The following is a 23,734-nucleotide window of genomic DNA, read 5'->3' as shown; positions in this document are numbered from 1 at the left end:
CGGCAGGCCGAAGGCCTAGGCGGGAGACAATGGACGAAACCGCGCCCACACGCCTGCTGCTGGTCGACGACGAGGCCAGCCTGCGCGAACCCCTGGCGGAGTATCTGGCCCGCCAGGGGTTCGTCGTGCGGCAGGCACCCAGCGCCGCGGCGGCGCGCAGCGCGCTGCTCGACGAGGTCCCCGATCTCGTGCTGCTCGACATCATGATGCCGGGCGAGGACGGCCTGTCGCTCTGCCGCCATCTGGTCGAATCGCGCGATCTGCCGGTGATTTTCCTGACCGCGAAAGGCGAGGCGATGGACCGCATCATCGGGCTGGAGATCGGGGCGGACGACTACGTCGTGAAGCCGTTCGAGCCGCGCGAACTGGTCGCCCGCATCCGCTCGGTCCTGCGCCGGGCGGGGCGTGCCGCCGCGCCGGCCGAGAGCGACGCGCACTACCTGTTCGAAGGCTGGCGGCTCGACCCGCTCAAGCGCAAGCTGACCGATCCCGAAGGCGCCATCGTGCCGATCTCGACCGCAGAGTTCCGTCTGCTGCGCGCCTTCCTCGACCACGCGCGACAGGTGCTCGACCGCGACAAGCTGCTCGACATGGTCCAGGGGCGCGAGGCGCATCTGTTCGACCGGGCGGTCGACAACCAGGTCAGCCGCCTGCGCCGCAAGATCGAGGAAGACAGCCGCAGCCCGCATTTCATCCAGACCGTGCGCGGCGGCGGCTACCGCTTCGCCGCCGACGTGCGCCGCGCCGCGCCGGAACCTCGCTGACCATGCGCTTGTGGCCCCGAAGCCTCCTCGGCCAGATGCTGCTGGCGGTCGCGGCCGTGCTGCTGATTGCGCAGGCGATCTCCGCCGCGCTCCTGTGGCAGGCCGCCGAAGCGCGGCGCGAGGCTTCGGTCCTCAACGCCGCGGCGTTCGCCTTCATCGTGCGCGGAGAGCCGCGCAGCGAGGGCGACGGACGATGGCGGGGAGAGGGACGTCGCCGGCATCTGATCGACCGCTTCACGCGTCCGCTGCGGATCGCGCGGACCGACAGCTTCGCGCCACTGCCAGGCGACGAGATCGACCCCGAACGTGCCGAGGCGCTGCGCGCGGTGGTCGAGGATCAGGGCATGGCCGTGGCCGAACTGATCGTGGTCGAGCGGCCGATAGCGCGCGACCCCTACATCCTCGATCGCCCTCGTCTGTACAGGCGGCTGGTGGCCGGTGACGGCGAGCCGCGACGGGTACTTGTCGCCGCACTTAAGCGGAGCGATGGCGAGGGGTGGATGATCGCGCGGGTTCCCATTCCTCCGCGCCAGCGGGGGGTGATCGGATCGATCCTGCTACAGACGCTGGTGATCTACATTCTGCTGGTCGGCCTGCATTTCCTGCTGTTGCGGCGGATCACACGTCCGCTCGCCGCGCTGACCGAGCGGACCGAGGCGTTCGCGCGCACGCAAAGCCCGGACGGGCAGCTCACCCCGGACGGGCCGCACGACGTGCGGCGCCTGATCGCCGCGCATAACGCGATGGAGGCGCGCATCGCGGCGTTGCTCGACGAGAAGGACGTCATGCTCGGCGCGATCGGACACGATCTCAAGACTCCGCTCTCGGCGCTGCGCGTGCGGATCGAATCGGTCGAGGACGAAGGCGAGCGCGCCAAGATGGCCGCCACGATCGAGGATATCACCCGCTCGCTCGACGACATTCTCTCGCTCGCCCGCGTCGGCCGCGCGAGCGAGCCGCCCGAGCGCGTCGATCTCGCCGCCCTGGCCGCCGCCGTGGTCGAGGAGTTCGAGGACATGGGCGATCCGGTCACGCTCGGCCAGACGACGCGCATGGCCCTGCCGGTGCACATCACCTGGCTGCGCCGCGCCCTGCGCAATCTGATTGCCAACGCGGTGCGCTATGCCGGTGGAGCCGAAGTCGCGCTGCTGCGCGAAGGCGACCGGGCGATTCTGCGGGTCGACGACAAGGGACCTGGGATTCCCGAAGGACGCATTGCGGAGATGACCGAGCCTTTCACTCGCGGCGAGGCATCGCGCAACCGGGAGACCGGCGGCGCGGGCCTGGGCCTCACGCTCGCCCGCGCGATCGCCGAACAGCATGGCGGTGAGCTCGCCCTCGCCAACCGTGCGGCCGGCGGGTTGCGAGCCGAAATCCGGCTACCGCTCGCTGCCGGTACGATGCCGGGTGCGGACCGGAAGGACGCCGCCTAGGGTTCGATCCGCCGGGCTGGGCCGCTGCGGCCCGGGACCCGGGATCAGTTGGCGAGCTTCTCGCGCGAGAGGCGCAGCGTGACGGCAAGGCCTTCCTTGCGCCAGTCACGCTCGACCTTGCCGTCGAGCTGCGCGGTCACGCTCATGTCGATCAGCCGCGTGCCGAACCCGCGCCCTTCGTTCACCACCACTGGCTCGGGCCCCCCGGCTTCGACCCAGTGGACCACCATGTCCTCGTCCTCGGCCTGCAGCGTGATGGCGACGCGCCCGGTCTCCACCGACAGTGCGCCGTACTTGACCGAATTGGTCGCCAGTTCGTGCAGCACCAGCGCGAGCGGCGTGGCCGATCGCGAGCCGATCGGGGCCGTGTCCCCCTCTACCGAGATATGCGCCGAGTCTTCGCCGGAGAACGGATCGAGCAGCCCCTGGACCAGCCCGCGCAGGTCGCCCGACCCTTCAGCGCCCGAAACCCGGACGAAATCCTGTGCCTTGGCCAAGGCGGCGATCGTGCCGACGAGGTTCTCACCGAAGTCGCGCAGCTCCTCGTGACCCCGCGTGCGGACCGAGACCAGGCCGGAGATCAGCGCGAATATGTTCTTGATCCGGTGCACCATCTCATGCGCGACAGCCCCGCTGCTGTCGGCCTGACGCCGCTTCTCGTCGATATCGGTGAGCGTGCCGAACCACCGCATGACCGCGCCGCTCTCGTTCTTGACCGGGAGCGCGCGCGCCATCGTCCAGCGCCAGCCGCCGTCGGTCTGGGAAAGGCGGTATTCGGCCTCGTAAGTATCGCCGCGTGCCGAACAATCGGTCCAGCCGGCATAGGTCGCATCCCAATCGTCCGGATGGATGAACGGCTGCCAGCCTTCGATATCGCGCGGAGGTTTGCGCCCGGTCACCTTCTCCCACCGGCCGCTGAAGTAATCGAACCGGCCCTCGCCGTCGGACGACCATATGATGTCTGGCAGCCAGTCCCCGAGCGTCCGGAACTGGGCATTGCGCCGGGCATGCTCCGCCTCGCTCTCGCGCGATTCGCGGCGCGCCTGGATGCGGCGCTTGACCGTCTGCGCCAGCACCGTGAGCCCGTGCCGCTGCAGGTCGGTCAGTCCGTCCGGCCGCGGCGCGGTATCGATCACGCACAGCGCGCCGATCGGCGCACCTTCGGCCGAGGCGAGCGGCGCGCCGGCGTAGAAGCGCAGCCCGAACTCGCCGGTCACCAGTTCGAAATCGGCGAAGCGCGGGTCTTGGGTCGCGTCGGGCACGACGAGCAGCCCGCCCCCCATCATCGCATGGGCGCAGAGGCTGGTCGAACGCGGCGTCTCGTCGATGTCGACGCCGGTGCGCGCGAGGAACCGTTGCCGCTCGGCCTCGACCAGAGTGACCAACGCAACCGGCGCGTCGCACAGTTGCGCGGCGAACCGGGCGATCTCCGCCAGTTCGGGGTCGTCGCGCAGCGAGTTGAAGCCATGCGCGGCGAGCACCTTTGCGCGCTGGCCGTCCCCGCAGAACGCCGGGGCGGGCGCCGCGCGATGCGGCCAGAGAGTCGAGTCGTTCGGTTGCATTTCGATCCTCGGGCACGATAGTAAAAAATGGCCGGAATCCCAGATACTTTTGCGATGGGGCTTAACATCTGCGTGTTTCGCCTGGCGCGCATGTTTGCCGCCATTCGCGCGCTCGGCTATGCGCCGTGGCCGCAAACAGGAGTTCTCATGCGCGCCACCCCAGACTTCGATTTCCAGCTCGGCGAAACCGCGGAAATGATCCGCGAAAGCGCGAGCCGCTTCGCCGACGAGCAGATCGCTCCGCTGGCCGAGAAGGCCGACCGCGAGGACTGGTTCCCGCGCGAGCTGTGGCCCGCGATGGGCGCGCTCGGGCTGCACGGGATCACGGTGGAGGAGGAGTTCGGCGGGCTCGGGCTCGGCTATCTCGAACACGTGATTGCGGTCGAGGAAGTCAGCCGCGCCTCGGCCTCGATCGGCCTCTCCTACGGTGCGCATTCCAACCTCTGCATCAACCAAATTCGCCGCTGGGGCAGCGACGAGCAGAAGACGAAGTATCTGCCGAAGCTTATCTCGGGCGAACACGTCGGCTCTCTGGCGATGAGCGAGGCGCAGGCCGGCTCCGACGTCGTCTCGATGAAGCTCAAGGCCGACGCCGTCGAGGGCGGCTTCCGGCTCAACGGCACCAAGTTCTGGATCACCAACGCGACCCATGCGGACACGCTGGTGGTCTATGCCAAGACCGATCCCGAGGGCGGCAGCCGGGGGATCACCGCCTTCATCATCGAGAAGGACATGCCCGGCTTCGCGATCGGGCAGAAGATCGACAAAATGGGGATGCGCGGCAGCCCGACGGCCGAGCTGGTGTTCGACGATTGCTTCGTTCCCGAGGAGAACGTGATGGGCCCGCTGCACGGCGGCGTCGGCGTGCTTATGAGCGGACTCGACTACGAGCGCGTGGTGCTCGCGGGCCTCCAGCTCGGCATCATGCAGGCCTGCCTGGACTGCGTGATTCCCTACGTCCGCGAGCGCAAGCAGTTCGGTAAGCCGATCGGGGCGTTCCAGCTCATCCAGGCCAAAGTCGCCGACATGTACGTCGCGCTGCAGTCGGCACGCGCGTACACCTATGCCGTGGCGAAGAGCTGCGACGCGGGCCAGACCACGCGCTTCGACGCCGCGGGCGCGATCCTGCTCGCCAGCGAGAACGCTTTCCGCGTCGCCGGCGAGGCGGTGCAGGCGCTGGGCGGCGCGGGCTACACCAAGGACTGGCCGGTCGAGCGTTACCTGCGCGACGCCAAGCTGCTCGACATCGGTGCGGGAACGAATGAGATCCGCCGCATGCTGATCGGCCGCGAGCTCATCGGGGCCGCCGGGTGAGCAACCCGTCTCCGGCCAGGGAGGAACGGTTCGGCGCCGAACGGAAGCCGATCCCGCAGATCGCGATGCTGATCTGGACCGTCGGCTTCCTGCTCGGCGCGGCGAGCCATGCCGCTGACGTCGTCACTTACGGTTGGCTGCCGTACGAGTTCATGCCGCTGGGCTTCAATGCCTACTGGACCAGCCTATTGTTCCTGGACCCGATCGCGGCCCTGCTGATCTGGTGGCGGCCCGCGCCGGCCCTGGTCCTCGGCTGCCTGATCATGGCGTCTGACGTGCTGGTGAATGCCTGGACGGCCTTCGTCGCCGGCTACACCGAGCTGCTGCCCGGTCTCGCGCTGCAGAGCGCCTTCGCCGCCTTTGTCTTTTACCTTGCGATACGCCAGAAGCGCTCGTCGCAACGCCATTCGGATACCCCATGACCGCACCCGTTCTTACCACCAAGCTCGATCGCGAGAGTCCCGAGGCCAAGGCCCGCTTTGCGCACAACAAGGCGCTGGCGGACGAGCTGCGCGCCCGCGTGGCGGAGGCGGCGCTGGGCGGGCCCGAGAAGCACCGGGAGCGGCATGTCAGTCGCGGCAAGCTGCTGCCGCGCGAGCGGGTCGAACGCCTGCTCGATCCGGGCTCGCCATTCCTCGAGGTCGGCCAGCTTGCGGCGAACGGGATGTACGAGGGTGACGTCAACGGTGCCTCGATGATCGCCGGCGTCGGGCGCGTTTCCGGACGGCAGGTGATGATCGCCTGCAACGATCCGACCGTGAAGGGTGGCAGCTACTACCCGATGACGGTCAAGAAGCACCTGCGCGCGCAGGAGATTGCGCAGGAGAACCGCCTGCCCTGCATCTATCTGGTCGACAGCGGCGGGGCGAACTTGCCCTATCAGGCAGAGGTGTTCCCCGACCGTGACCACTTCGGCCGGATCTTCTTCAACCAGGCGAACATGAGCGCGCTCGGCATCCCGCAGATCGCCTGCGTCATGGGCTCGTGCACCGCGGGCGGCGCCTATGTGCCGGCCATGAGCGACGAGACGGTCATCGTCCGCAATCAGGGCACGATCTTCCTTGCCGGCCCGCCGCTGGTGAAGGCGGCGACGGGCGAGGAGATCAGCGCCGAGGATCTCGGCGGCGGCGACCTCCATGCTAAGAAATCCGGCGTGGTCGATCACCTCGCCGAGAACGACGAGCACGCACTGACGATCGTGCGCGATATCGTCAGCCATCTCGGCGAGAACCCGAAGAGCGCCGAGAGCGTGCAGCTGCGCGAGCCACGTCCGCCGAAGTTCGACGCGGAAGACCTCTACGCGCTCGTGCCCGAGGACGTGCGCGCGCCCTATGACGTGCATGAGGTAATCGGGCGGATCGTCGACGGCAGCGAGTTCCACGAGTTCAAGCAGCATTACGGCTCCACGCTCGTGTGCGGCTTCGCGCATATCTGGGGCATGCCGGTGGCGATCCTCGCCAATAACGGCGTGCTGTTTTCCGAAAGCGCGCAGAAGGGCGCGCATTTCATCGAGCTCGCCTGCCAGCGGCGCATTCCGCTGCTGTTCCTGCAGAACATTTCCGGCTTCATGGTCGGCGGCAAGTACGAGGCGGAAGGGATCGCCAAGCACGGGGCGAAGCTTGTCACCGCCGTCGCCACCGCGACGGTGCCCAAGATCACCGTGGTGATCGGCGGCAGCTTCGGCGCCGGCAACTACGGCATGTGCGGCCGCGCCTACCAGCCGCGCTTCCTTTTCACTTGGCCCAACGCGCGCATCAGCGTGATGGGTGGGGAGCAGGCCGCGAGCGTGCTCGCCACCGTCCACCGCGACGCGGATAGCTGGAGCGCGGAACAGGCCGAGGCGTTCAAGGTCCCGATCCGCCAGAAGTATGAGGACGAGGGCAACCCCTACTACGCCACCGCGCGGCTGTGGGACGACGGCGTGATCGATCCGGTTCAGACGCGCGACGTCCTCGGCCTCGCTTTCGCCGCGGCGCTCGAGGCACCGATACCCGAACGGCCCACGTTCGGCGTGTTCCGGATGTAAAGAACCACGGCGCCCGGCCTGCGGACTTTCTCGAAACCCCGCCCGGGGTTCGCGCATTGAACGGGCGAAGCTTACGGAGGAGAGAACCATGAACACGCCTGCCCGCCTCGCTCTGGCTATCCCCCTCGCTCTGGCGCTCGCCGCGTGCGGCGACACCACCGAAGTCGACGACCGCGTGGTCGAAACAGACGATGTCGAGGCACCGGTTGACGTGACTTTGCCCAAAGTGGACGTCGAATATCCCGAAGTGCCGCTCGATGCGCGCAGTACGGTCCAGTACGCAGGCACCTACGAGTTGCACAACAGGGACGGCCAGATCGACCGGATCACGCTCGGCGACGACGGCACGTACACCTGGATCGCGCCCGACGGCACGGAGGACACTGGCGAGTTCACCTGGGGCGAGGACAACAGCCGCATCCTGATCACCCGCGATGGCGAGACCAATGCCTTCGCCGTGGCCGAGGGCGTGCTTTATCGCCTCCCGGAAGAGAGCGCGCCGCTTGCCGGCGAGCGCTCCGAGGAGACGACCTGGCGCCGCAGCCATCCGACGCCGACCGACGGAAATCAGGCGGACGGAAATCAGGCCGACCGTCCGAGCGAGTAGCGGCCTACGTGAAATTCGCGCCGCACGGGCTTTAACCGGCGAAGAGCCGTCCCTAGATTGCGAAAAATCTAGCGGACGGATCTTTGCCCATGACCTCGCCCAGCGATGCGGACAGCGAACGCGACCGACTCGTCACCCTCGCGATGCGCGTGATCGAGCGCACGGGCGAGAACATCACGCGCACCACGCTCGCCAAGGAAGCGCGCATGCCGCGCGCACGGGTCGATGCGATCTTCGGCAGCGAAGACGCACTGTTCGATGCGATCTTGGAGAAGTGGTACGCGCCGGACATCGCGATCATGGAGGAAGTCGTTGCCTCCGATCTGCCGATCCGCCGCAAGTTCTATGAATTCTTCGCCCGCCGCTTCGTTCGCCAGCGCGCGCGTTTCCGCAAGGACCCGGCCGCCTTTGCCGTCTATTGCGAGGTCGGGAGCGACAATTTCGAGAACGTGAGCGGCTATATCGACCTGGCCGATCACTATCTCGCCGAGTTGATCGCCCAGGCCCAGGAAGAGGGATACTTCGCCGGCCTCGGGATCAACCAGGTGCTTTCGCTGATAAATCAGATGGTGGTCTGCTACACTCTGCCGCAGATGCTGACGATCCTGGTCGAGGACAAGCTCGAGGAAGGCAAGCTCGCGACGATCATCGACACGCTGTTCGACGGTCTGTCGGGCAAAGCGCGCGGCGCCGCTCCCGTTGCGGGCCTGCGGATCGCCTGATTTCTCCGCTCAGCGCTGCGTGACGTCGGTGACTCGTCCCGTCGGGGGGAGTTGCCGCATTTCCGCAGCTCCGAGGTATTCCTCCATCGCGTCGAGATCGTTCGGGCCTGTCACCGCATCGGTTCCCTCGGCGAACACGGTGAAGGTGTCGCCACCGGCGGCGAGAAAGCTGTTCATCGTCACGCGGTAGCTTGCGGCAGGATCGATCGGCTCGCCTTCCAATGTCGCCGAGACCACGCGGCTCCCTGTCGGGCGACCCAAGTCGTAGGAGAAGGCGAAACCTTCGGAGACCGAGAAGGTCTGGACGAAGCCGTCCTCGTCGAACTGCTGTTCGAGCAGCGCGAGAAGCTGCGCGCCGGTGTAGGTCTTGGTCACGAGCGCGTTGCCGAACGGCTGTGCGGCATAGATGTCGCCGAATGTCACCGTCCCGTCCTCAGCCGGCACGATCGGCGCGCGCACGCCGGAATTGTTCATCAGCGCTATCTGCGCACCCGCATCGCGCGTGGCGAAGAGCTGCGCGTCGGCGATCAGGTTGCCGAGAGCTGTCTCCTCCGTCGCCGGGCCGGGATCCGGGGCGGGGCCGGAGATCCGGCCGACCGGGCGCATCTCGGCCTGCTGCGCAGCCTGCGCATAGCGCGTGACGTATGCGGCAAGTTCGGGGTCCGGCTGGAACACTTCGAACGAGGGATCGGGTGCCACGCCGTCGAGGGCGGCGTTCTGGACCACCACATTGCGCGCGGTGGTTTCGGTTACCCCGCCCGCTGCCGGATCGATGGTCAGCGTGATGTCGGTCAGCAGCGTACCGCCGTATCCCGCGCTGCTGACGGTGAATGCGCGTGCAGGATCGACGGTGGCAAAGTCGCAGACGTAAGTCCGGTGCGTGTGACCGGAAATCACCAGATCCACGCGAGGGTCGAGCCGCTCTAGGATTGCACGCAGCGGCCCGGCGATCGCGCCGCAGCCGGAGAACGGCGTACCGGGTTCGGGCTGGAGCCCCTGATGGATCGCAACCACGATCGCGTCGGCGCCCTGCCGCTCGATCTCGGGCACAAGCGCGTTGATCGCTTCGGCCTCGTCGCCGAAGGTGAGGCCCGCCACACCGCCGGGAGTGACGAGCGTCGGCGTTTCCTTGAGCGTCAGGCCGATCACGCCGACGGCGACTTCGCGCGCGCCAGTGCCGAAGCGGCGAATGGCATAGCCGGGGAACAGCGTCTCGCCGCCCTCGGTGAGCACATTGGCGGCGAGGAAGGAGAAATCGGCGCCGCCGAAGTCCGGCTCGACCGCGCAGGGATCGCGCAGGCCATGCTTCTCGCAGCCGCCATCCTGCATGCGCCGGAGTTCACGCCAGCCGCGGTCGAACTCGTGATTGCCGACCGCGTTGAAGTCGAGCCCCATGCGGTTCATTGCGCCGATCGCTGGTTCGTCGAGGAACAGCGAGGAGACAAGCGGGCTGCCACCGATAAGGTCGCCCGCGGCAATGACCAGCGAATGATCACCGCCCCTGCGATATTGCGCGATGGCCGAGGCGAGATAGGCCGCGCCGCCGGCCGCGACTTCGTGCTGCTTGCCAGCCTCGTCGGTCACGCCGATCGGGCGAGAAAGCGGCTCCAGGTTGCCATGGAAATCGTTGAGCCCGACGATCTTCACCGTCACCGGCGCTACCGGAGCGCGGGGCACCTGGGGCACGCTGACGCAGGCGCCGAGCGCGGCGGCCGCGGCAAGAGGGAGGAGGTTGCGAAGATTCATGGCTCGGCCCTTGGCTGAAGCGGATGTCCGGCAGATGACAGACACGTCGCCGTCTCCGTGGCGGGGGCGGGCACGAGACTCAACTCGAAATCGTGCGAGACGACACGCAGGGGGCGGGGCGCTTTTCCGAAATCTGTCATCTAACCGTCGTAACCGGCTCGCAGCACGAATCGACAGGAGCCGATGCAATGTACTGCAACCATGCCGCGATCGCCTTCATCCTTGCCGCCCCGCTCGCACTGGCCGCCTGTGGCGAGCAACCGAAGGGCGAGAATGCGGAGGACTTCGCTGCGCGTGTCAACGGTGGCGGCGCTACGGCGGAGCAGACGGCGCGGGGCCGCCCGCAGCCGGACGGTCCGCGCGATCCCTCGCTGCCGCGCGTGGCGGCGGATGGGAGCAAGGCGCTGCAACAGACTGCCGCCTATACCCGGCCGAATCCCGATGGCACGGCCGACAGCCTGTTGATCGCGAACGATGGCAACTTCACGTTGGTCGAAGGGGGCCGCACGCAGACCGGCACCTGGGAATGGCTGCCCGACGGCAAGCGCCTGCGTCTCCAAGGCGTCGTACGCCAGCCGATCGTGCTCGTCGCCGACGGCGCGCTCTATCGCATGCAGAACGAGAACGTTCCGTTCGACGACGTCACGCCCGACCGTACCTACCGGCTCGCGCCGTCCGCCGCGGAATAGCTCCGATCAGATATCGAGGTTGGCGACGTTCAGGGCGTTGTCCTGGATGAACTCACGGCGCGGTTCGACGATGTCGCCCATCAGGCGGGTGAAGATTTCGTCCGTCACGTCGGCGTCCTCGACCTTGACCTGCAGCAGCGCGCGGTTCTCCGGATCGAGCGTGGTCTCCCACAACTGCTCGGCATTCATCTCGCCCAGCCCCTTGTAGCGCTGGACCGAGAGCCCCTTGCGTCCGGCGGCGAGCACCGCGTCGAGCAGCTCGGTCGGCCGCGTGATCGCCGCGTCCGGCGAAACGACGACTTCCGTCTCCTCGTTGTCGCCTTCACCGCTCTCCTCTTCCTCGGCCGCGTCGCTTTCCGCCCCGAGACGCGCCAGCCGCGTGGGCCGGGCATAGACGTCGGCATTCTCGCTCGCGAGACTGTGCAGCTTGCGCGCTTCCGCGCTGGCGAGGAAGGCCGCCTCGATATCGTGAACGTCGGTCACCCCGCGCCACAGCCGCTCGAACCGCACGCTGCCGTCGGCGCGCAGTTCCGCGCTCCATTCCGCTTCCGGATCGGACATGCCGAGCCGCTCGGCGGCGAGGGCGAGCGCCTGCCGCCGCGTTCCGCTGTCCAGCGCAGGGTCGAACACGCCAGAGAGCGCCATCTGCTCGACGATCGCGGCATCGTACTTGCGCGGGATGAAGGCCATCAGGTTGCGGATGCGCAGGCCATGCTCGACGAGATTGCGCAAGTCGGCGCCGCCGCGCGTACCGCCTACCGTTTCGAGCATCCGGCCCTGCAGTCCGGCGTCGACGAGGTAGCGGTCGAGGGCGGCCTGGTCCTTCAGATAGACCTCGCTGCGCCCCTTGCTCACCTTGTAGAGCGGCGGTTGGGCGATGAAAAGGTGCCCGGCCTTGATGATCTCGGGCATCTGCCGGTGGAAGAAGGTCAGCAGCAGCGTGCGGATATGAGCGCCGTCGACGTCGGCGTCGGTCATGATCACGATCTTGTGATAGCGCAGCTTCTCGAGATTGAAGTCGTCGCGGATGCCGGTGCCCATCGCCTGGATCAGCGTGCCGACTTCCTTCGATCCGATGATCCGGTCGAACCGCGCGCGTTCGACGTTGAGAATCTTGCCCTTGAGCGGCAGGATCGCCTGCGTCTTGCGGTCGCGGCCCTGCTTGGCCGAACCGCCGGCGGAGTCGCCCTCGACCAGGAACAGTTCGCTCTTGGCCGGATCGCGCTCCTGGCAGTCGGCCAGCTTGCCGGGCAGGCTGGCGACGCTCATGGCGCCCTTGCGGCTCATCTCGCGCGCCCTGCGCGCCGCTTCGCGCGCGGCCGCCGCATCCACGACCTTCTGGATGATCGACTTCGCGTCGGCCGGGTTTTCCTCCAGCCATTCGGTCATCTTCTCGCTCATCAGGCTTTCGAGCGGCTGACGCACTTCGGAGCTGACCAGCTTGTCTTTGGTCTGCGAACCGAACTTCGGGTCGGGCAGCTTGACGCTGACGATCGCGGTCAGCCCTTCGCGCATGTCCTCGCCCGTTAGCGAGACCTTTTCCTTCTTCATCAGGCCCGAGGCGGAGGCGTAGTTGTTGAGCGTGCGCGTCAGCGCGGCGCGGAACGCAGCCAAGTGCGTGCCGCCGTCGCGCTGCGGGATGTTGTTGGTGAAGCAGAGCACGTTTTCGTAGTACGAATCGTTCCATTCGAGCGCGACGTCGATCCCTATGCCGTCCTTCTCGGCGGAGACCGAGATCGGTTCGGCAACCAGTGCCTGCTTGTTCCGGTCGAGGTACTTCACGAATGCGGCGATCCCGCCTTCGTAGAAGAGATCATGTTCAGTCGTCTCCTCGTGGCGCAGATCGCGCAGCAGGATGCGCACGCCCGAATTGAGAAAGGCCAGCTCGCGGTAGCGGTGCTCGAGCTTCTCGAAGTCGAACTCGGTCACGTTCTTGAACGTGTCGGTCGAGGGGAGGAAGGTGACCCGCGTGCCTTTCTTCAGGCCGTTCTCGTCGCCGTTCGATGCGACCGGCGGCGCATCGCCGACCACTTTCAGCGCTGAGACCGCGTCGCCGTGTTCGAAACGCATCCAGTGTTCCTGGCCATCACGCCAGATCGTCAGCTCGAGCCATTCGGACAGCGCATTGACCACCGAAACGCCGACGCCGTGGAGACCGCCCGAAACCTTGTAGGCATTGTCGTCGCTGGTGTTCTCGAACTTACCGCCGGCGTGAAGCTGGGTCATGATGACTTCGGCCGCCGACACGCCTTCTTCCTTGTGCATGTCGACCGGAATGCCGCGCCCGTTGTCCTCGACCGAGACCGAGCCGTCGGCGTTGAGTTCGATCAGCACCAGATCGCAGTGGCCCGCCAGGGCCTCGTCGATCGCGTTGTCGGACACCTCGAACACCATGTGGTGGAGGCCCGATCCGTCGTCGGTATCGCCGATGTACATGCCCGGCCGCTTGCGCACCGCATCGAGGCCTTTGAGGACCTTGATCGAATCCGCGCCGTAGCCGTTCGTCTTCGCCGCTGCGGGCGGGGTGTTTTCAGGGGTCTCGTCCATGGACATCATATAGGCACGAAGGGCGGGTTTCGGAAGGCGAGAACACCCTTTCCATCCACAGGCGAATCGCAGGCGGGGAACGCCGCGCCGCCCTGCGGCGTTGCTCCGCCATGGGCACCAAGGGGAACGCGTTCCTGCGCCCCGCAGGAACGATCGTATCAGCCGCAATCCTGATCGCTGGGCTCGCCGCATGTGCGGAGCTCCCGCGCGACCCCGAAGGAACCACCGAGCGCATCCGCCGCACCCACGAAATCGTACTGGGCGACATCGCCGGCGCTCCGCCCTCGCCCCATGCCCAGCGAGTGCTTGATCGCGTTGCCGCTCGGCTGGGAGCGCATGTCACGCGGGTGGACGGGCATGGCGAGGATCTGCTGAACCGGCTCGAGAAGGGCAAAGTGGATCTGGTCTATGGGCACTTCGCGAAAGCGTCGCCATGGGCGGGGAAAGTCCACTTCGGCGGCCCGCTCGGACGGAGGCGAAGCGTGGGCGAGGAAGAGCACGTGCCGCGTTTCGCCTTCCGGAATGGCGAAAACGGCTGGATCGCACTGGTCGAAAGCGAAGCGCGGTGAACCGCCTGCCCGAGCAGATTCGCGGTGATTTCGCCCGCGCCAAGCGGCTCGAATGGCAGACGCTGTTCTGGATGAGCACCGTCGTCGCGGTGATGTTCGTGACGATGGGGGGCAGTCAGGCGATGCGCTCCGCCCTGATCGAGGACGTACTGAGCCTCGTGCCGGCGATAACGTTCCTCATCGCGGCCCGGTTCGAGCCGAAGGATCCGACCCGGAAATACCCGTTCGGCTTCGTTCGCGTGAACAGCCTCGCGTTCCTCGTCGCCGCGGTTGCGCTGACCGCGGTCGGCGGATTTCTGATGTACGAGAGCGCGTTGACCTTGCTCATGGCCGAACATCCCACGGTCGCTCCGGTCGAGGTCTTCGGGCATTCGGTCTGGCTCGGCTGGCTGATGATCGCCGCGCTGGGCTGGTCGGTGGTCGTGCCGATGATTCTCGGGCGGATAAAGTTGCCGGTGGCCGAAAGGTTGCGCGACAAAGTGCTGCACACCGATGCGCTGATGCAGAAGGCCGACTGGCAGACCGGTCTCGCCGGGATCGCCGGCATTCTCGGCATCTACTTCGGTTACTGGTGGGCGGATAGCGCCGCGGCGCTGTTCATCGCCTTCTCGATCCTGCGCGACGGGTTGTCGAGCATGGGCATCGCAGCGGCGGAGCTGCTCGACGGCGCGCCGCGCGAACTCGACAGTTCGGATATCGCAGCAGAGGCGCAGCGGCTGCAGTCCCGGCTCGAGGAGCTCTGGCCCCAGGGCGAAGTAAGGCTTCGCGAATCGGGCCGCTATATCGTGGGTACCATCGAAGGTGTGCATTCACCGGCCGATCTGCCGAAACTGGACGAGCTGATGGGCGACGACCCCGCCTGGCGCCTTGTGCGCCTGTCGTTCTCGCCGCCGGAGGCCCTGCGCCGCGAGGACGTAGGCTGACCTCTTTCTCCGCGAGTCTCTCGACAAGTCCGCCGGGGCAAATAGAAAGGCGGGTATGCCGATTACCGATCCCGCCGCCGCGCTCGCCGAACCTTACGGTTCGTTCTCCGACATTCTCGCCGCCTGGGCTGTTTGCCAACCCGACGCCGTGGCGCTGCGCGACGAACGGGGCACGCTGACCTGGGGCGAGTTGGCCGACCGGGTCGAGCGGATCGCGGCCCGTCTCCAGGCCGATGGGTTGAAGCGCGGCCAGTCGGTCGCGATTCTCGGGCTTTCGAGCATTCCTTACGCGCTGGTCTTCCTCGCCGCGGTGCGTGCGGGCGGAGTCGCAGCCCCGCTGACGACCAGTGCCAGCCGCGAACAGCTCGAGGGCATGGCGCGCGACAGCGGCACCTGCCACCTGTTCGTCGACCGGGCCCGGCTGACCGAGCTTGGCGACGACTTCCTGCCGCACCTCGAACGGATCGTGCTCGATGAAGACCTCGATGCTTGGATGGCCGCATCGGGAACCCGCGCCGGCCCGTTCGCCCCCGAGCCGAGCGAGCCGTTCAACATCATCTATTCCAGCGGCACGACGGGCATTCCCAAGGGGATCGTCCATTCGCACCAGATGCGCTGGCGGCAGTTCGCCGCCATGGCCGCATCCTATCGCGCGAGCGGGAACGAAGTGCGCTCGCTGGCCTCGACCCCGCTCTATTCGAATACGACGATGGTCGCCTTCCTCCCTGCCTTGCTGGCGGGCGGCAGCGTGCGGGTCATGGGCAAGTTCTCGACCCTCGGCTGGCTCGAAGGTGCCGAGGCGGATCGCGCGACCATGACCATGCTCGTGCCCGTGCAATATCAGCGCTTGATGGACGAGCCGCGCTTCGGCGACTTCGATCTTTCGTCGCTGGCGATGAAATACTGCACCTCCGCCCCTTTCCCCGCGCCCCTCAAGCGGGAAGTTCTGCAGCGGATGCCGGGCGCGCTGATCGAGATCTATTCGATGACCGAGGGCGGGGTCGTCTGCATGCTCGCCTGCCACGAGTTTCCGGACAAGCTTCATACCGTGGGCCGCCCGACGCCGGGAGGCGAGCTCAAGGTCCTGGACGACGACGACAACGAAGTGCCGCCCGGAACCGCCGGCAACCTAGTGGGGCGGAGCCCGACGATGATGAGCGGCTACAAGAATCAGCCCGACAAGACTCGCGAAGGGTACTGGACCGATCCTGCCACGGGCGAGGTGTGGCAGCGGATGGGCGACATCGGGCGGATCGACGCCGACGGTTTCGTCGAACTCGTCGGGCGCGCGAAGGACATGATCATCTCGGGCGGGTTCAACATCTACCCCACCGACCTCGAGGCGGAGCTGGAGAAGGAACCGGCTGTCGCCGAGGCGGCCGTAGTGGGCGTGCCGAGCAGGCGCTGGGGCGAAACGCCGGTCGGCTTCGTCCGGCTTGCAGGCGAGGCAACCTCGACCGGCAACATCCTCGCGGCGGTCAACGCGCGGCTCGGCAAGACACAGCGCCTCGCCGCGCTTCATGCCGTAGACGAGATGCCTCGCAGCCACATAGGCAAGCTGCTGAAGACCGATCTTCGGGCGATTGCGGAAGAAATGGGCGGCATCGACTGATCCGCCTCAAGCGAGCGGTTGAGACGCGGCCACCAAGGGGGGGAGAGGACTGAGTGGCGGCCGCGTCTCGTTCGCTGCCTTTCGGCTCAGGCGATCGCTGCGCCGAGCATGAGGCTGCTGATCGAAGCAGCCACGACGAAGGCAAGGAAATGCGAAGCTGTGGTGCGCATGGCCTGTCTCCTGTCTAAGAAGCCGGGGGAAGGGGGAGAGAGGAGAGAGGACCTTCCGCCCGGCTCGAGGTGGGAAATAATCTTTCGTCGGACTTTTCACAAATGAGAAAACTGCGCTAGCAGTTGCAAAATACGCAACAAATGCGTGACGAAAGCCCTCGTTTCACCCAAAGTTTGCACGTTGGCCGATGCAAAACATGCAGCAGCAGGTGATCTATGGAGTTTGACCCGGCGCCAAGCCCCCCACCGGGCCGCCCACCACAACTTCAACCGCCCGCTGGACAGCCCGCCGCACTCGCGCCTAACGGAGCTTGCCATGGACCCGCAGCATCTTCCCGATTCCATCCTCATCGTCGATTTCGGCAGCCAGGTGACCCAGTTGATTGCACGCCGGGTGCGCGAGGCGGGCGTCTATTCCGAGATCGCACCCTTTACCCAGGCGGAAGAAGCCTTTGAGCGGCTGAAGCCCAAGGGCGTGATCCTATCCGGCGGCCCGGCCAGCGTTCCCGACGAGGGAAGCCCGCGTGCCCCGCAAGTACTGTTCGACAGCGGCGTGCCGATCCTCGGCATCTGCTACGGCCAGCAGGTCATGACGCAGCAGCTCGGCGGGGAAGTCCGGCCCGGGCACGAGACTGGCGAAGGCGGCGAATTCGGCCGCGCCTACTGCACCGTGAGCGAGGAATGCGTGCTGTTCGACGGGCTGTGGCAGCAGGGCGAACGGCACCAGGTCTGGATGAGCCACGGGGACAAGGTGACCCAGCTCGCGCCAGGCTTTCGCATCGTGGCGGTCAGCGACGGCGCCCCCTTCGCGCTGATCGCGGACGACGAGCGCCGCTACTACGGCACCCAGTTTCACCCGGAGGTCGTCCACACGCCCGATGGCGCGCGCCTGCTCGCCAACTTCGTGCGCCACGTCTGCGGCCTCGCCGGCGACTGGACCATGGCCGAGTTCCGCAAGACCAAGATCGAGGAAATCCGCGCCCAGGTCGGCGACGGCAAGGTCATCTGCGGCCTTTCCGGCGGCGTCGACAGCGCGGTGGCCGCGGTCCTGATCCACGAGGCGATCGGCGAGCAGCTCACCTGCGTCTTCGTCGATCACGGCCTGATGCGGATGAACGAGGCCGAGCAGGTCGTCACGCTGTTCCGCGACCACTACAATATCCCGCTGGTCCACGTCGACGCGGAAGAAATGTTCCTAGCGGGCCTCGCCGGCGTCACCGACCCCGAAGCCAAGCGCAAGTTCATCGGCAAGGCCTTCATCGACCTGTTCGAGGCCGAGGCGAAGAAGATCGGCGGCGCCGATTTTCTCGCCCAAGGGACTCTCTATCCGGACGTGATCGAAAGCGTCAGCTTCACCGGCGGGCCCTCGGTCACGATCAAGAGCCACCACAACGTCGGCGGTCTGCCTGAGCGGATGAACATGGCGTTGGTCGAGCCGCTGCGCGAACTGTTCAAGGACGAAGTGCGCGCGTTGGGCCGCGAGCTCGGCTTGCCCGAAGTCTTCGTCGGCCGGCACCCCTTCCCCGGGCCGGGCCTCGCGATCCGCATTCCGGGTGAAGTGACCAAGGAACGCTGCGATATCCTGCGCAAGGCCGATGCGGTCTATCTGGAGGAAATCCGCGCTGCCGGCCTCTACGACGCGATCTGGCAGGCCTTCGCCGTGTTGCTGCCGGTCAAGACCGTGGGCGTCATGGGCGATGGCCGCACTTACGACAGCGTCTGTGGCCTGCGCGCAGTGACCAGCACCGACGGCATGACCGCCGACGTCTACCCGTTCGACGCCAGTTTCCTCACCCGCGTCGCCACCCGCATCGTCAACGAAGTGAAGGGCATCAACCGCGTGGTTTACGACTATACGTCGAAGCCCCCCGGCACGATCGAGTGGGAGTGACGGTCTTCGATCAGGAAGCCGGGTAGGAGAACGTGCAGCTCCCCCTCGGCCCCGACCCGCGCACCGACGTGCTGCGCAGGATGCAGGCGGCTCTGATCGCGCGGTTCGGGCGGATCGTGCGGCCGCCGGAGAAGCGGCGCGACGCGGTCTGGGTACTGGTACAGGGCGTGATCGGCGCGCGGACCAAGACACGTGTGTCGAACGAGGCGACCGATCGTCTGCTGGCCGACTTCGGAACCTGGGAAGCGATCGCGCAGGCTCCGATCGAGGCGCTGGAGACTCGCCTCGCCAACCAGACCTTTCCCGACATCGCAGCCATGCGGCTGAAGGACTCCCTCCTCGCCGTGATCGACCGGCGCGGTGCGGTGAATCTCGAGCAACTCGCCGACCTGCCCACTGCCGAGGCGATGGCCTGGCTCGAAACGCTGCCCGGCGTCGCGCGCAAGATCAGCGCCGGGGTGATGAACGCCTCGCATTTCGAGCGCCGCGCGCTGGTGATCGACAGCCATCATCGCCGCATCATTCAGCGCATGGGGCTCGTGCCGCCGAATGCCGACACCGCCCGAGCCTACGACGCCCTGATGCCGGTTCTGCCGGAGGAGTGGTCCGCCGCCGATATCGATGAGCACCATCTGCTGGTGAAGCGGCTCGGCCAGACGCTCTGCCGGCCGAGGCGTCCGCAGTGCGCCGACTGCCCCATACGCAGCGATTGCCGAACGGGCCGGGCCAAGAGGGATCGCGACGCTTTAGCTCACCGTTAATCCCTTCGGGCTAACCCGGCGCCATGGATACTTGCGCCCGCACCACGCCCGCCCGCCTTTCGCTCAAGACCGCCGCGGTTGTCGCCGCGCTGGCGGCGGGGGCGATCCCTGCAGCCGCGCTCATCGCGCAGCCGGCCAGATCGCCGTTTACGGTAGTCGAGACCGGCGAGAGCTATGCCTCACTCCAGCAGGCAGTCGACGCCATCGGCGAGGGCGAAGGCAGCATCGCGATCGCCAGCGGCACCTACCGCGAATGCGCGGTGCAGGAAGGCGGTGCGGTCTCGTACCTCGCTGCCGAGCCGGGCAAGGCGGTGTTCGACGGCGTTACCTGTGAAGGCAAGGCGGCGCTGGTGTTGCGCGGGCGCGCAGCAAAGGTGTCCGGCCTCGTCTTCCGCCGCATGGCGGTGCCCGACGACAACGGCGCAGGTATTCGGCTGGAGCAGGGCGACCTTATGGTTGCGCAGAGCTGGTTCGCCGACAGCCAGCAGGGCATCCTGACCGCCGACGATCCATCGAGCCGCATCGTCATCGACAAGTCGACCTTCTCCGGCCTCGGGACCTGCGAGGGCTCGGGCGGCTGTGCGCATTCGATCTATATCGGCGACTATGGCCACCTGCGCGTGACCCGCAGCCGCTTCGAGCGCGGCACCGGCGGGCACTACGTCAAGGCGCGCGCGGCGCGGGTCGAGATCGCCGCATCGAGCTTCGACGATTCGGCCGGGCGCGGCACGAACTACATGATCGACCTGCCTGCAGGCGCGACCGGGCAGATCACAAACAACTGGTTCGTCCAGGGCCGTGACAAGGAGAACTACTCCGCCTTCATCGCGGTCGGCGCGGAGGACATCCGTCACAGTTCCGACGGGCTGCAGATCGCGGGCAACGATGCTCGTTTCGTCCCCGCGCTCAGCCGCAGTTCGGCCTTTGTCGCCGACTGGACCGGCGCTAAGCTTGCCATCGGCGAGAACAACCTCGGCGCCGGGATCAAGCGCTACGAGAAGCGCTGACACGGAACTCTCCCGCGCATGAGCGTGTTGATCGCGGGAAGGAGCACTTCGCATGGCAGGCGGCTGGACCCGCGACGGGGCCGTTCAGGATCAGATCGACGACACCGTGAACGACGCGGTACAAGCGGCGCGCACCCGCATGCCGCGCGGCGAGAGCGCTGAATTCTGCGACGTCTGCGGCGAGGAAATCCCCGAGAAACGCCGCCAGGCCCTGCCCGGCGTCCGCACCTGCGTCACCTGCCAGTCGGAACGTGACGCCGCGGTGAGGTCCACCGGCATCAACCGCCGCGGCAGCAAGGACAGCCAGTTGCGGTAGGGGTGCGAGGGGGGCGTGTCATAAATGCGAACGGGTTTTGGAGAGTGGTGCTGATTTATGGCACGCCGCTCTAGGCGGGGGATGAATTCCAACTGCTGGCGAGTCGCTTGCATGGCCAGTCGAGATCAAATGTCTGGAATTGGGTGAGAAGCGGTCATCGCCTAGAGGCAATCTCCAGTCGTGCAAATGGCGACAAGTCCGATCCACGGCATCGCGAATGCTAACACAGTCCCATATGCAGCGAAGGCGATCAATTTTGTGAAGATCGGCCAGCGACTGAACGGCGAGTCGAGTATCAGCACTCCGATACTACCTGCCACCATAGCGATCCCTAAAGTCACAGCTTCGCGCCACTCACGATCTGCGTCAAAATCACGGAAGAAATGGGCGTAAATGAGCCAGACCAACAACGGGCCGACAAGCATTAGGGAAAATGCGAGAAAGTTGCGCATCCATCGATAGGTCGCACACAAACTGTGCGCCCGCAATTGGGCCGTATTCTGTTTGACCGAATTTCTCCGCGCTGCCGAGGCCCGCAGATCAGCCGAATCCACGCGCGTAGGTCACCGCGCCGCTCGTCCTCGAGGCGCCGATGAGGAGGCGCTGGAAATATTCGGGCGGAGGGCCGGGATAGGTGAGCGCTTGGTCGTGCGCGAAGCCGAACCGTCCGTAGTAGGCCGGGTCGCCGAGTACCACGCAGCCTGCGGCGTCGCGCTCGCGCAGCAGTGTCAGGCCGCGCTCTATCAGCGCTGCGCCGATGCCCTCGCGCTGGCGTTCCGGCATGACGGCGACCGGGCCGAGGCCGAACCAGTCCTCACTGCCGTCGGAGATCGTGACGGGCGAGAATGCGACGTGGCCCACGATCTCTCCCCCGTTCTCCGCCACTAGCGAGACCGTGAGGTCGCCGTCGGCGCGCAGGCGGTCGACGATGGCCGGTTCGCTGCCGTCGCTGTGCGGGTGGCCGTCGAAGGCCGCGTGCACGACGTCGTGGATCGCGCGCTCGTCGCCCGCGCGTTCGGGGCGGATCGCCACGCTCACGTCAGCAGGTGGCCCGAGCGGTCGCGCTTGGTCGAGAGATAGTGCGTGTTGTGCGGGTTGGCGGGGAGCTGGTGCGGAACGCGCTCGGCCACGGCGATGCCGCTGGCTACCAGCGCCTCGACCTTGGCCGGGTTGTTGGTCATCAGCCGCACGTCGCTCACACCGAGCAGTTCGAGCATGCGGGCGGCTACCGGAAAATCGCGCGCCTCGTCAGGCAGGCCCAGGCGGCGGTTGGCGTCGACCGTGTCGAAGCCCTGGTCCTGCAGGCGGTAGGCGCGCAGCTTGTTGACGAGGCCGATCCCGCGCCCCTCCTGCCGCAGATAGAGCAGCACGCCCCACCCGCCGCGCGCCGCCTCGTCCGCCATCGCATGGAGCGCGGCGTCGAGCTGCGGGCCGCAGTCGCATTTCAGGCTGCCGAGGATGTCGCCGGTCAGGCATTCGGAATGGAGCCGCACGAGCGGCGCAACGTCCGACCGCTGCTCGCCGATCACGAGCGCCACGTGTTCGCGCAAGTCGTCGGCGCTGCGGAAGGCGACGATCTCGGCATCCTCGCTGGCCGAGACGGGCAGACGCGCGCGGGTGGCGATCGAAAGCGCGGTGGCATCGGCCCAGGCTGCGAGATCGGACACGGCGATCGGCTGCGTTTCGCCCGCATCGGTGGGATCGACGAGAAAGGCGGGCAGGATTCCGGCGATCCGCGCCAGTTCGAGCGCCGCCGCGGCCTGCTCCGCCCAGCCGATCGTCTCGGCCCGGAATGGCCCCTTGAGCGGGGCGGCGAGATCGAGCGCGGGATCGGCCACGGGCAGCGCTGCGGCGAGGTCGAACGGCTCAGCGCCGTGGATCAGCACCGGCGCGTGCGGCTCGGCCGCCTCACGCTGGTTGGCGAGCTTGAGCGTTTCCGCGCGCGCGGCGGAGATCAGCATGCGCTCGGCACTCGCCTGCCGCGCCACCGCCGTCTCGACCGGAAGCAGCACCGGGCCGCCGTCCATCGCCAGCGGCCAGCCGTGGCGCAGGGCATCGATCGCCTGCGCCGCGCGGCGGGCCGGGGATGGGCCGGAGCCCGTCAGAGCTCGAACTCCGTCACCAGCGGCACGTGGTCGCTCGGGCTTTCCCAGCGCCGGGTTTCCTCCACGAAGCGATGGCTCGTCGCCTGCTTGGCGAGATCGGGGCTGGCCCACATATGGTCGAGCCGCCGGCCCTGATCCTTCTGCCGCCAGAAACTGCGGTAGGACCACCAGGAATAGTTGCGCTCCGGCGCGGGAATGAATTCCCGGCCGAGGTCGACCCAGCCGTGCGCATCGCGGAAGCGGCCGAGCGTCTCGACCTCGATCGGCGTATGGCTTACGACCTTGAGCAGCGCCTTGTGGTCGTAAACGTCGCATTCGAGCGGCGCGACGTTGAAATCGCCGACGATCAGCGTCGGCCGGTCGAGCGCTTCGGCCCAGCGGGTCATCCGCTCGAGGAAGTCGAGCTTCTGGCCGAACTTCAGGTTGACCTCGCGGTCCGGCACATCGCCGCCGGCGGGGATATAGACGTTCTCCAGAACCATGCCCTGTCCGGGGCCGAGCAGTTCGACGCCGACATGGCGCGCCTCGCCATTGTCCTGCCAGTCGTGGCGGGAGAACTCGCGGAAGGGGATGCGGCTGACGGTGGCAACGCCGTGATAACCCTTCTGCCCATGAACCGCCTGATGGACATAGCCCATCTCCGCCAGGGCCTTGGCCGGGAACTGGCTCTCCTGGCACTTGATCTCCTGCAGACAGAGCACGTCGGGCGATTGTTCGCGCAGGACGCGTTCGACCTGGGAAAGACGCAGGCGGACGGAATTGATGTTCCAGGTGGCGACAGAGAGCATGGAGGCGGGATAGGGAGCGCCGCAGGGCGCCGCAAGCCGACGTGCAACAAAAAACCCTCGTGCCGGGGGCATTGGCACGAGGGTTCCATGTTAGCGTTCGTCACGCTTGTACAAGGCGACATTCTCTTGCGAGGTCAGGGCAACAGGGGGGAAACCCGCCTCGCGCCGCCTTGTGCCTTGCA

The 23,734-nt window shown here is 66.9% G+C and carries 22 protein-coding genes; 15 read left to right on the top strand and 7 right to left on the bottom strand.

Features of this window, described 5'->3' with window-relative positions:
* Positions 1 to 29: 29 nt before the first annotated feature.
* Positions 30 to 764: a response regulator gene (locus D2V04_RS15895; protein WP_119514682.1), complete on the top strand. Its 735-nt coding sequence runs from the start codon at positions 30 to 32 to the stop codon at positions 762 to 764.
* Between the two features lie 2 nt (positions 765 to 766).
* A complete protein-coding gene (locus D2V04_RS15890) occupies positions 767 to 2,197 on the top strand; it encodes a sensor histidine kinase (protein ID WP_119514681.1) in 1,431 nt (476 codons plus the stop codon).
* Positions 2,198 to 2,241: 44 nt separating this feature from the next.
* Here D2V04_RS15890 and D2V04_RS15885 read toward each other — a convergent pair whose 3' ends face one another.
* Positions 2,242 to 3,759 (bottom strand): sensor histidine kinase, encoded by a 1,518-nt coding sequence (locus tag D2V04_RS15885; protein ID WP_119514680.1) that lies wholly within the window; start codon positions 3,757 to 3,759, stop codon positions 2,242 to 2,244.
* A 147-nt stretch (positions 3,760 to 3,906) separates the two neighbouring features.
* Between D2V04_RS15885 and D2V04_RS15880 the strand changes: the two genes are divergently transcribed.
* The 5 genes from D2V04_RS15880 (at position 3,907) to D2V04_RS15860 (ending at position 8,428) form a co-directional block, all read left to right on the top strand.
* On the top strand, positions 3,907 to 5,073 hold the full coding sequence (locus D2V04_RS15880) for an isovaleryl-CoA dehydrogenase (RefSeq protein WP_119514917.1): 1,167 nt from the start codon (positions 3,907 to 3,909) through the stop codon (positions 5,071 to 5,073).
* Positions 5,070 to 5,495 carry a hypothetical protein gene (locus D2V04_RS15875; protein ID WP_119514679.1) on the top strand — a complete coding sequence of 142 codons (426 nt, stop codon included), beginning with the start codon at positions 5,070 to 5,072 and terminating at the stop codon, positions 5,493 to 5,495. Before D2V04_RS15880 ends, D2V04_RS15875 begins: the two co-directional genes overlap by 4 nt.
* Positions 5,492 to 7,099, top strand: a complete 1,608-nt coding sequence (locus tag D2V04_RS15870) for a carboxyl transferase domain-containing protein (protein WP_119514678.1) — start codon at positions 5,492 to 5,494, stop codon at positions 7,097 to 7,099. The genes D2V04_RS15875 and D2V04_RS15870 overlap by 4 nt, the downstream gene beginning before the upstream one ends.
* An 88-nt stretch (positions 7,100 to 7,187) precedes the next feature.
* Positions 7,188 to 7,706, top strand: coding sequence for a hypothetical protein (locus D2V04_RS15865; protein WP_119514677.1), 519 nt, complete (start codon positions 7,188 to 7,190; stop codon positions 7,704 to 7,706).
* 89 nt (positions 7,707 to 7,795) lie between these two features.
* A complete protein-coding gene (locus tag D2V04_RS15860) occupies positions 7,796 to 8,428 on the top strand; it encodes a TetR/AcrR family transcriptional regulator (RefSeq protein WP_119514676.1) in 633 nt (210 codons plus the stop codon).
* Between the two features lie 9 nt (positions 8,429 to 8,437).
* On the opposite strand, the gene D2V04_RS15855 is transcribed toward D2V04_RS15860, so the two are convergent.
* Positions 8,438 to 10,174: a bifunctional metallophosphatase/5'-nucleotidase gene (locus tag D2V04_RS15855; RefSeq protein ID WP_119514675.1), complete on the bottom strand. Its 1,737-nt coding sequence runs from the start codon at positions 10,172 to 10,174 to the stop codon at positions 8,438 to 8,440.
* A gap of 188 nt (positions 10,175 to 10,362) precedes the next feature.
* Between D2V04_RS15855 and D2V04_RS15850 the strand changes: the two genes are divergently transcribed.
* Positions 10,363 to 10,863: a hypothetical protein gene (locus D2V04_RS15850; protein ID WP_119514674.1), complete on the top strand. Its 501-nt coding sequence runs from the start codon at positions 10,363 to 10,365 to the stop codon at positions 10,861 to 10,863.
* A gap of 6 nt (positions 10,864 to 10,869) precedes the next feature.
* Here D2V04_RS15850 and gyrB read toward each other — a convergent pair whose 3' ends face one another.
* Complete coding sequence (gene gyrB / locus D2V04_RS15845; protein ID WP_228766492.1) at positions 10,870 to 13,410, bottom strand: DNA topoisomerase (ATP-hydrolyzing) subunit B; 2,541 nt, start codon at positions 13,408 to 13,410, stop codon at positions 10,870 to 10,872.
* A 110-nt stretch (positions 13,411 to 13,520) separates the two neighbouring features.
* Here gyrB and D2V04_RS18240 point away from each other — a divergent pair, with 110 nt between their 5' ends.
* The 7 genes from D2V04_RS18240 (at position 13,521) to D2V04_RS15810 (ending at position 20,659) form a co-directional block, all read left to right on the top strand.
* Positions 13,521 to 13,979, top strand: a complete 459-nt coding sequence (locus tag D2V04_RS18240) for a hypothetical protein (RefSeq protein ID WP_119514673.1) — start codon at positions 13,521 to 13,523, stop codon at positions 13,977 to 13,979.
* Positions 13,976 to 14,902, top strand: coding sequence for a cation diffusion facilitator family transporter (locus tag D2V04_RS15835; protein ID WP_119514672.1), 927 nt, complete (start codon positions 13,976 to 13,978; stop codon positions 14,900 to 14,902). The genes D2V04_RS18240 and D2V04_RS15835 overlap by 4 nt, the downstream gene beginning before the upstream one ends.
* 55 nt (positions 14,903 to 14,957) lie before the next feature.
* The gene (locus tag D2V04_RS15830; protein WP_119514671.1) at positions 14,958 to 16,514 is read left to right on the top strand and encodes a class I adenylate-forming enzyme family protein; all 1,557 of its coding nucleotides are present in this window, start codon (positions 14,958 to 14,960) and stop codon (positions 16,512 to 16,514) included.
* A gap of 486 nt (positions 16,515 to 17,000) precedes the next feature.
* Positions 17,001 to 18,575, top strand: coding sequence for a glutamine-hydrolyzing GMP synthase (gene guaA / locus D2V04_RS15825; protein WP_119514670.1), 1,575 nt, complete (start codon positions 17,001 to 17,003; stop codon positions 18,573 to 18,575).
* Between the two features lie 32 nt (positions 18,576 to 18,607).
* Complete coding sequence (locus D2V04_RS15820) at positions 18,608 to 19,336, top strand: endonuclease III domain-containing protein (RefSeq protein ID WP_119514669.1); 729 nt, start codon at positions 18,608 to 18,610, stop codon at positions 19,334 to 19,336.
* A 23-nt stretch (positions 19,337 to 19,359) separates the two neighbouring features.
* A complete protein-coding gene (locus D2V04_RS15815) occupies positions 19,360 to 20,343 on the top strand; it encodes a right-handed parallel beta-helix repeat-containing protein (protein WP_119514668.1) in 984 nt (327 codons plus the stop codon).
* Positions 20,344 to 20,395: 52 nt separating this feature from the next.
* The gene (locus D2V04_RS15810; protein ID WP_119514667.1) at positions 20,396 to 20,659 is read left to right on the top strand and encodes a DksA/TraR family C4-type zinc finger protein; all 264 of its coding nucleotides are present in this window, start codon (positions 20,396 to 20,398) and stop codon (positions 20,657 to 20,659) included.
* Positions 20,660 to 20,820: 161 nt separating this feature from the next.
* Here the strand turns inward: D2V04_RS15810 and D2V04_RS15805 are convergent, their stop codons facing one another.
* The 4 genes from D2V04_RS15805 to D2V04_RS18235 all read right to left on the bottom strand — a co-directional run bounded on the left by D2V04_RS15805 (position 20,821) and on the right by D2V04_RS18235 (position 23,552).
* Entirely contained in the window at positions 20,821 to 21,111 is a 291-nt protein-coding gene (locus tag D2V04_RS15805) for a hypothetical protein (RefSeq protein ID WP_119514666.1), read from the bottom strand.
* An 88-nt stretch (positions 21,112 to 21,199) separates the two neighbouring features.
* A complete protein-coding gene (locus D2V04_RS15800; RefSeq protein WP_228766491.1) occupies positions 21,200 to 21,697 on the bottom strand; it encodes a GNAT family N-acetyltransferase in 498 nt (165 codons plus the stop codon).
* Positions 21,694 to 22,686 (bottom strand): GTP cyclohydrolase II, encoded by a 993-nt coding sequence (gene ribA, locus D2V04_RS15795; RefSeq protein WP_228766490.1) that lies wholly within the window; start codon positions 22,684 to 22,686, stop codon positions 21,694 to 21,696. Before ribA ends, D2V04_RS15800 begins: the two co-directional genes overlap by 4 nt.
* A 74-nt stretch (positions 22,687 to 22,760) precedes the next feature.
* Positions 22,761 to 23,552, bottom strand: coding sequence for an exodeoxyribonuclease III (locus D2V04_RS18235; RefSeq protein WP_228766489.1), 792 nt, complete (start codon positions 23,550 to 23,552; stop codon positions 22,761 to 22,763).
* Positions 23,553 to 23,734 lie beyond the last annotated feature (182 nt).

This window comes from Pelagerythrobacter aerophilus, assembly GCF_003581645.1.
Classification (GTDB): Bacteria; Pseudomonadota; Alphaproteobacteria; order Sphingomonadales; family Sphingomonadaceae; genus Pelagerythrobacter; species Pelagerythrobacter aerophilus.
Note: the sequence above shows the minus strand (reverse complement) of the source record. Positions and strands in the feature narration are given on the sequence as shown.

Excerpts from the sequence above, each read along its gene's own strand:
- D2V04_RS15895 (WP_119514682.1), top strand. The coding sequence starts at position 30 with ATGGACGAAACCGCGCCCACACGCCTGCTGCTGGTCGACGACGAGGCC.
- D2V04_RS15890 (WP_119514681.1), top strand. The coding sequence starts at position 767 with ATGCGCTTGTGGCCCCGAAGCCTCCTCGGCCAGATGCTGCTGGCGGTC.
- D2V04_RS15885 (WP_119514680.1), bottom strand. The coding sequence starts at position 3,759 with ATGCAACCGAACGACTCGACTCTCTGGCCGCATCGCGCGGCGCCCGCC.
- D2V04_RS15880 (WP_119514917.1), top strand. The coding sequence starts at position 3,907 with ATGCGCGCCACCCCAGACTTCGATTTCCAGCTCGGCGAAACCGCGGAA.
- D2V04_RS15870 (WP_119514678.1), top strand. The coding sequence starts at position 5,492 with ATGACCGCACCCGTTCTTACCACCAAGCTCGATCGCGAGAGTCCCGAG.
- D2V04_RS15865 (WP_119514677.1), top strand. The coding sequence starts at position 7,188 with ATGAACACGCCTGCCCGCCTCGCTCTGGCTATCCCCCTCGCTCTGGCG.
- D2V04_RS15860 (WP_119514676.1), top strand. The coding sequence starts at position 7,796 with ATGACCTCGCCCAGCGATGCGGACAGCGAACGCGACCGACTCGTCACC.
- D2V04_RS15855 (WP_119514675.1), bottom strand. The coding sequence starts at position 10,174 with ATGAATCTTCGCAACCTCCTCCCTCTTGCCGCGGCCGCCGCGCTCGGC.
- D2V04_RS15850 (WP_119514674.1), top strand. The coding sequence starts at position 10,363 with ATGTACTGCAACCATGCCGCGATCGCCTTCATCCTTGCCGCCCCGCTC.
- gyrB (WP_228766492.1), bottom strand. The coding sequence starts at position 13,410 with ATGGACGAGACCCCTGAAAACACCCCGCCCGCAGCGGCGAAGACGAAC.
- D2V04_RS18240 (WP_119514673.1), top strand. The coding sequence starts at position 13,521 with ATGGGCACCAAGGGGAACGCGTTCCTGCGCCCCGCAGGAACGATCGTA.
- D2V04_RS15830 (WP_119514671.1), top strand. The coding sequence starts at position 14,958 with ATGCCGATTACCGATCCCGCCGCCGCGCTCGCCGAACCTTACGGTTCG.
- guaA (WP_119514670.1), top strand. The coding sequence starts at position 17,001 with ATGGACCCGCAGCATCTTCCCGATTCCATCCTCATCGTCGATTTCGGC.
- D2V04_RS15815 (WP_119514668.1), top strand. The coding sequence starts at position 19,360 with ATGGATACTTGCGCCCGCACCACGCCCGCCCGCCTTTCGCTCAAGACC.
- D2V04_RS15810 (WP_119514667.1), top strand. The coding sequence starts at position 20,396 with ATGGCAGGCGGCTGGACCCGCGACGGGGCCGTTCAGGATCAGATCGAC.
- D2V04_RS15805 (WP_119514666.1), bottom strand. The coding sequence starts at position 21,111 with ATGCGCAACTTTCTCGCATTTTCCCTAATGCTTGTCGGCCCGTTGTTG.
- ribA (WP_228766490.1), bottom strand. The coding sequence starts at position 22,686 with ATGGACGGCGGCCCGGTGCTGCTTCCGGTCGAGACGGCGGTGGCGCGG.
- D2V04_RS18235 (WP_228766489.1), bottom strand. The coding sequence starts at position 23,552 with ATGCTCTCTGTCGCCACCTGGAACATCAATTCCGTCCGCCTGCGTCTT.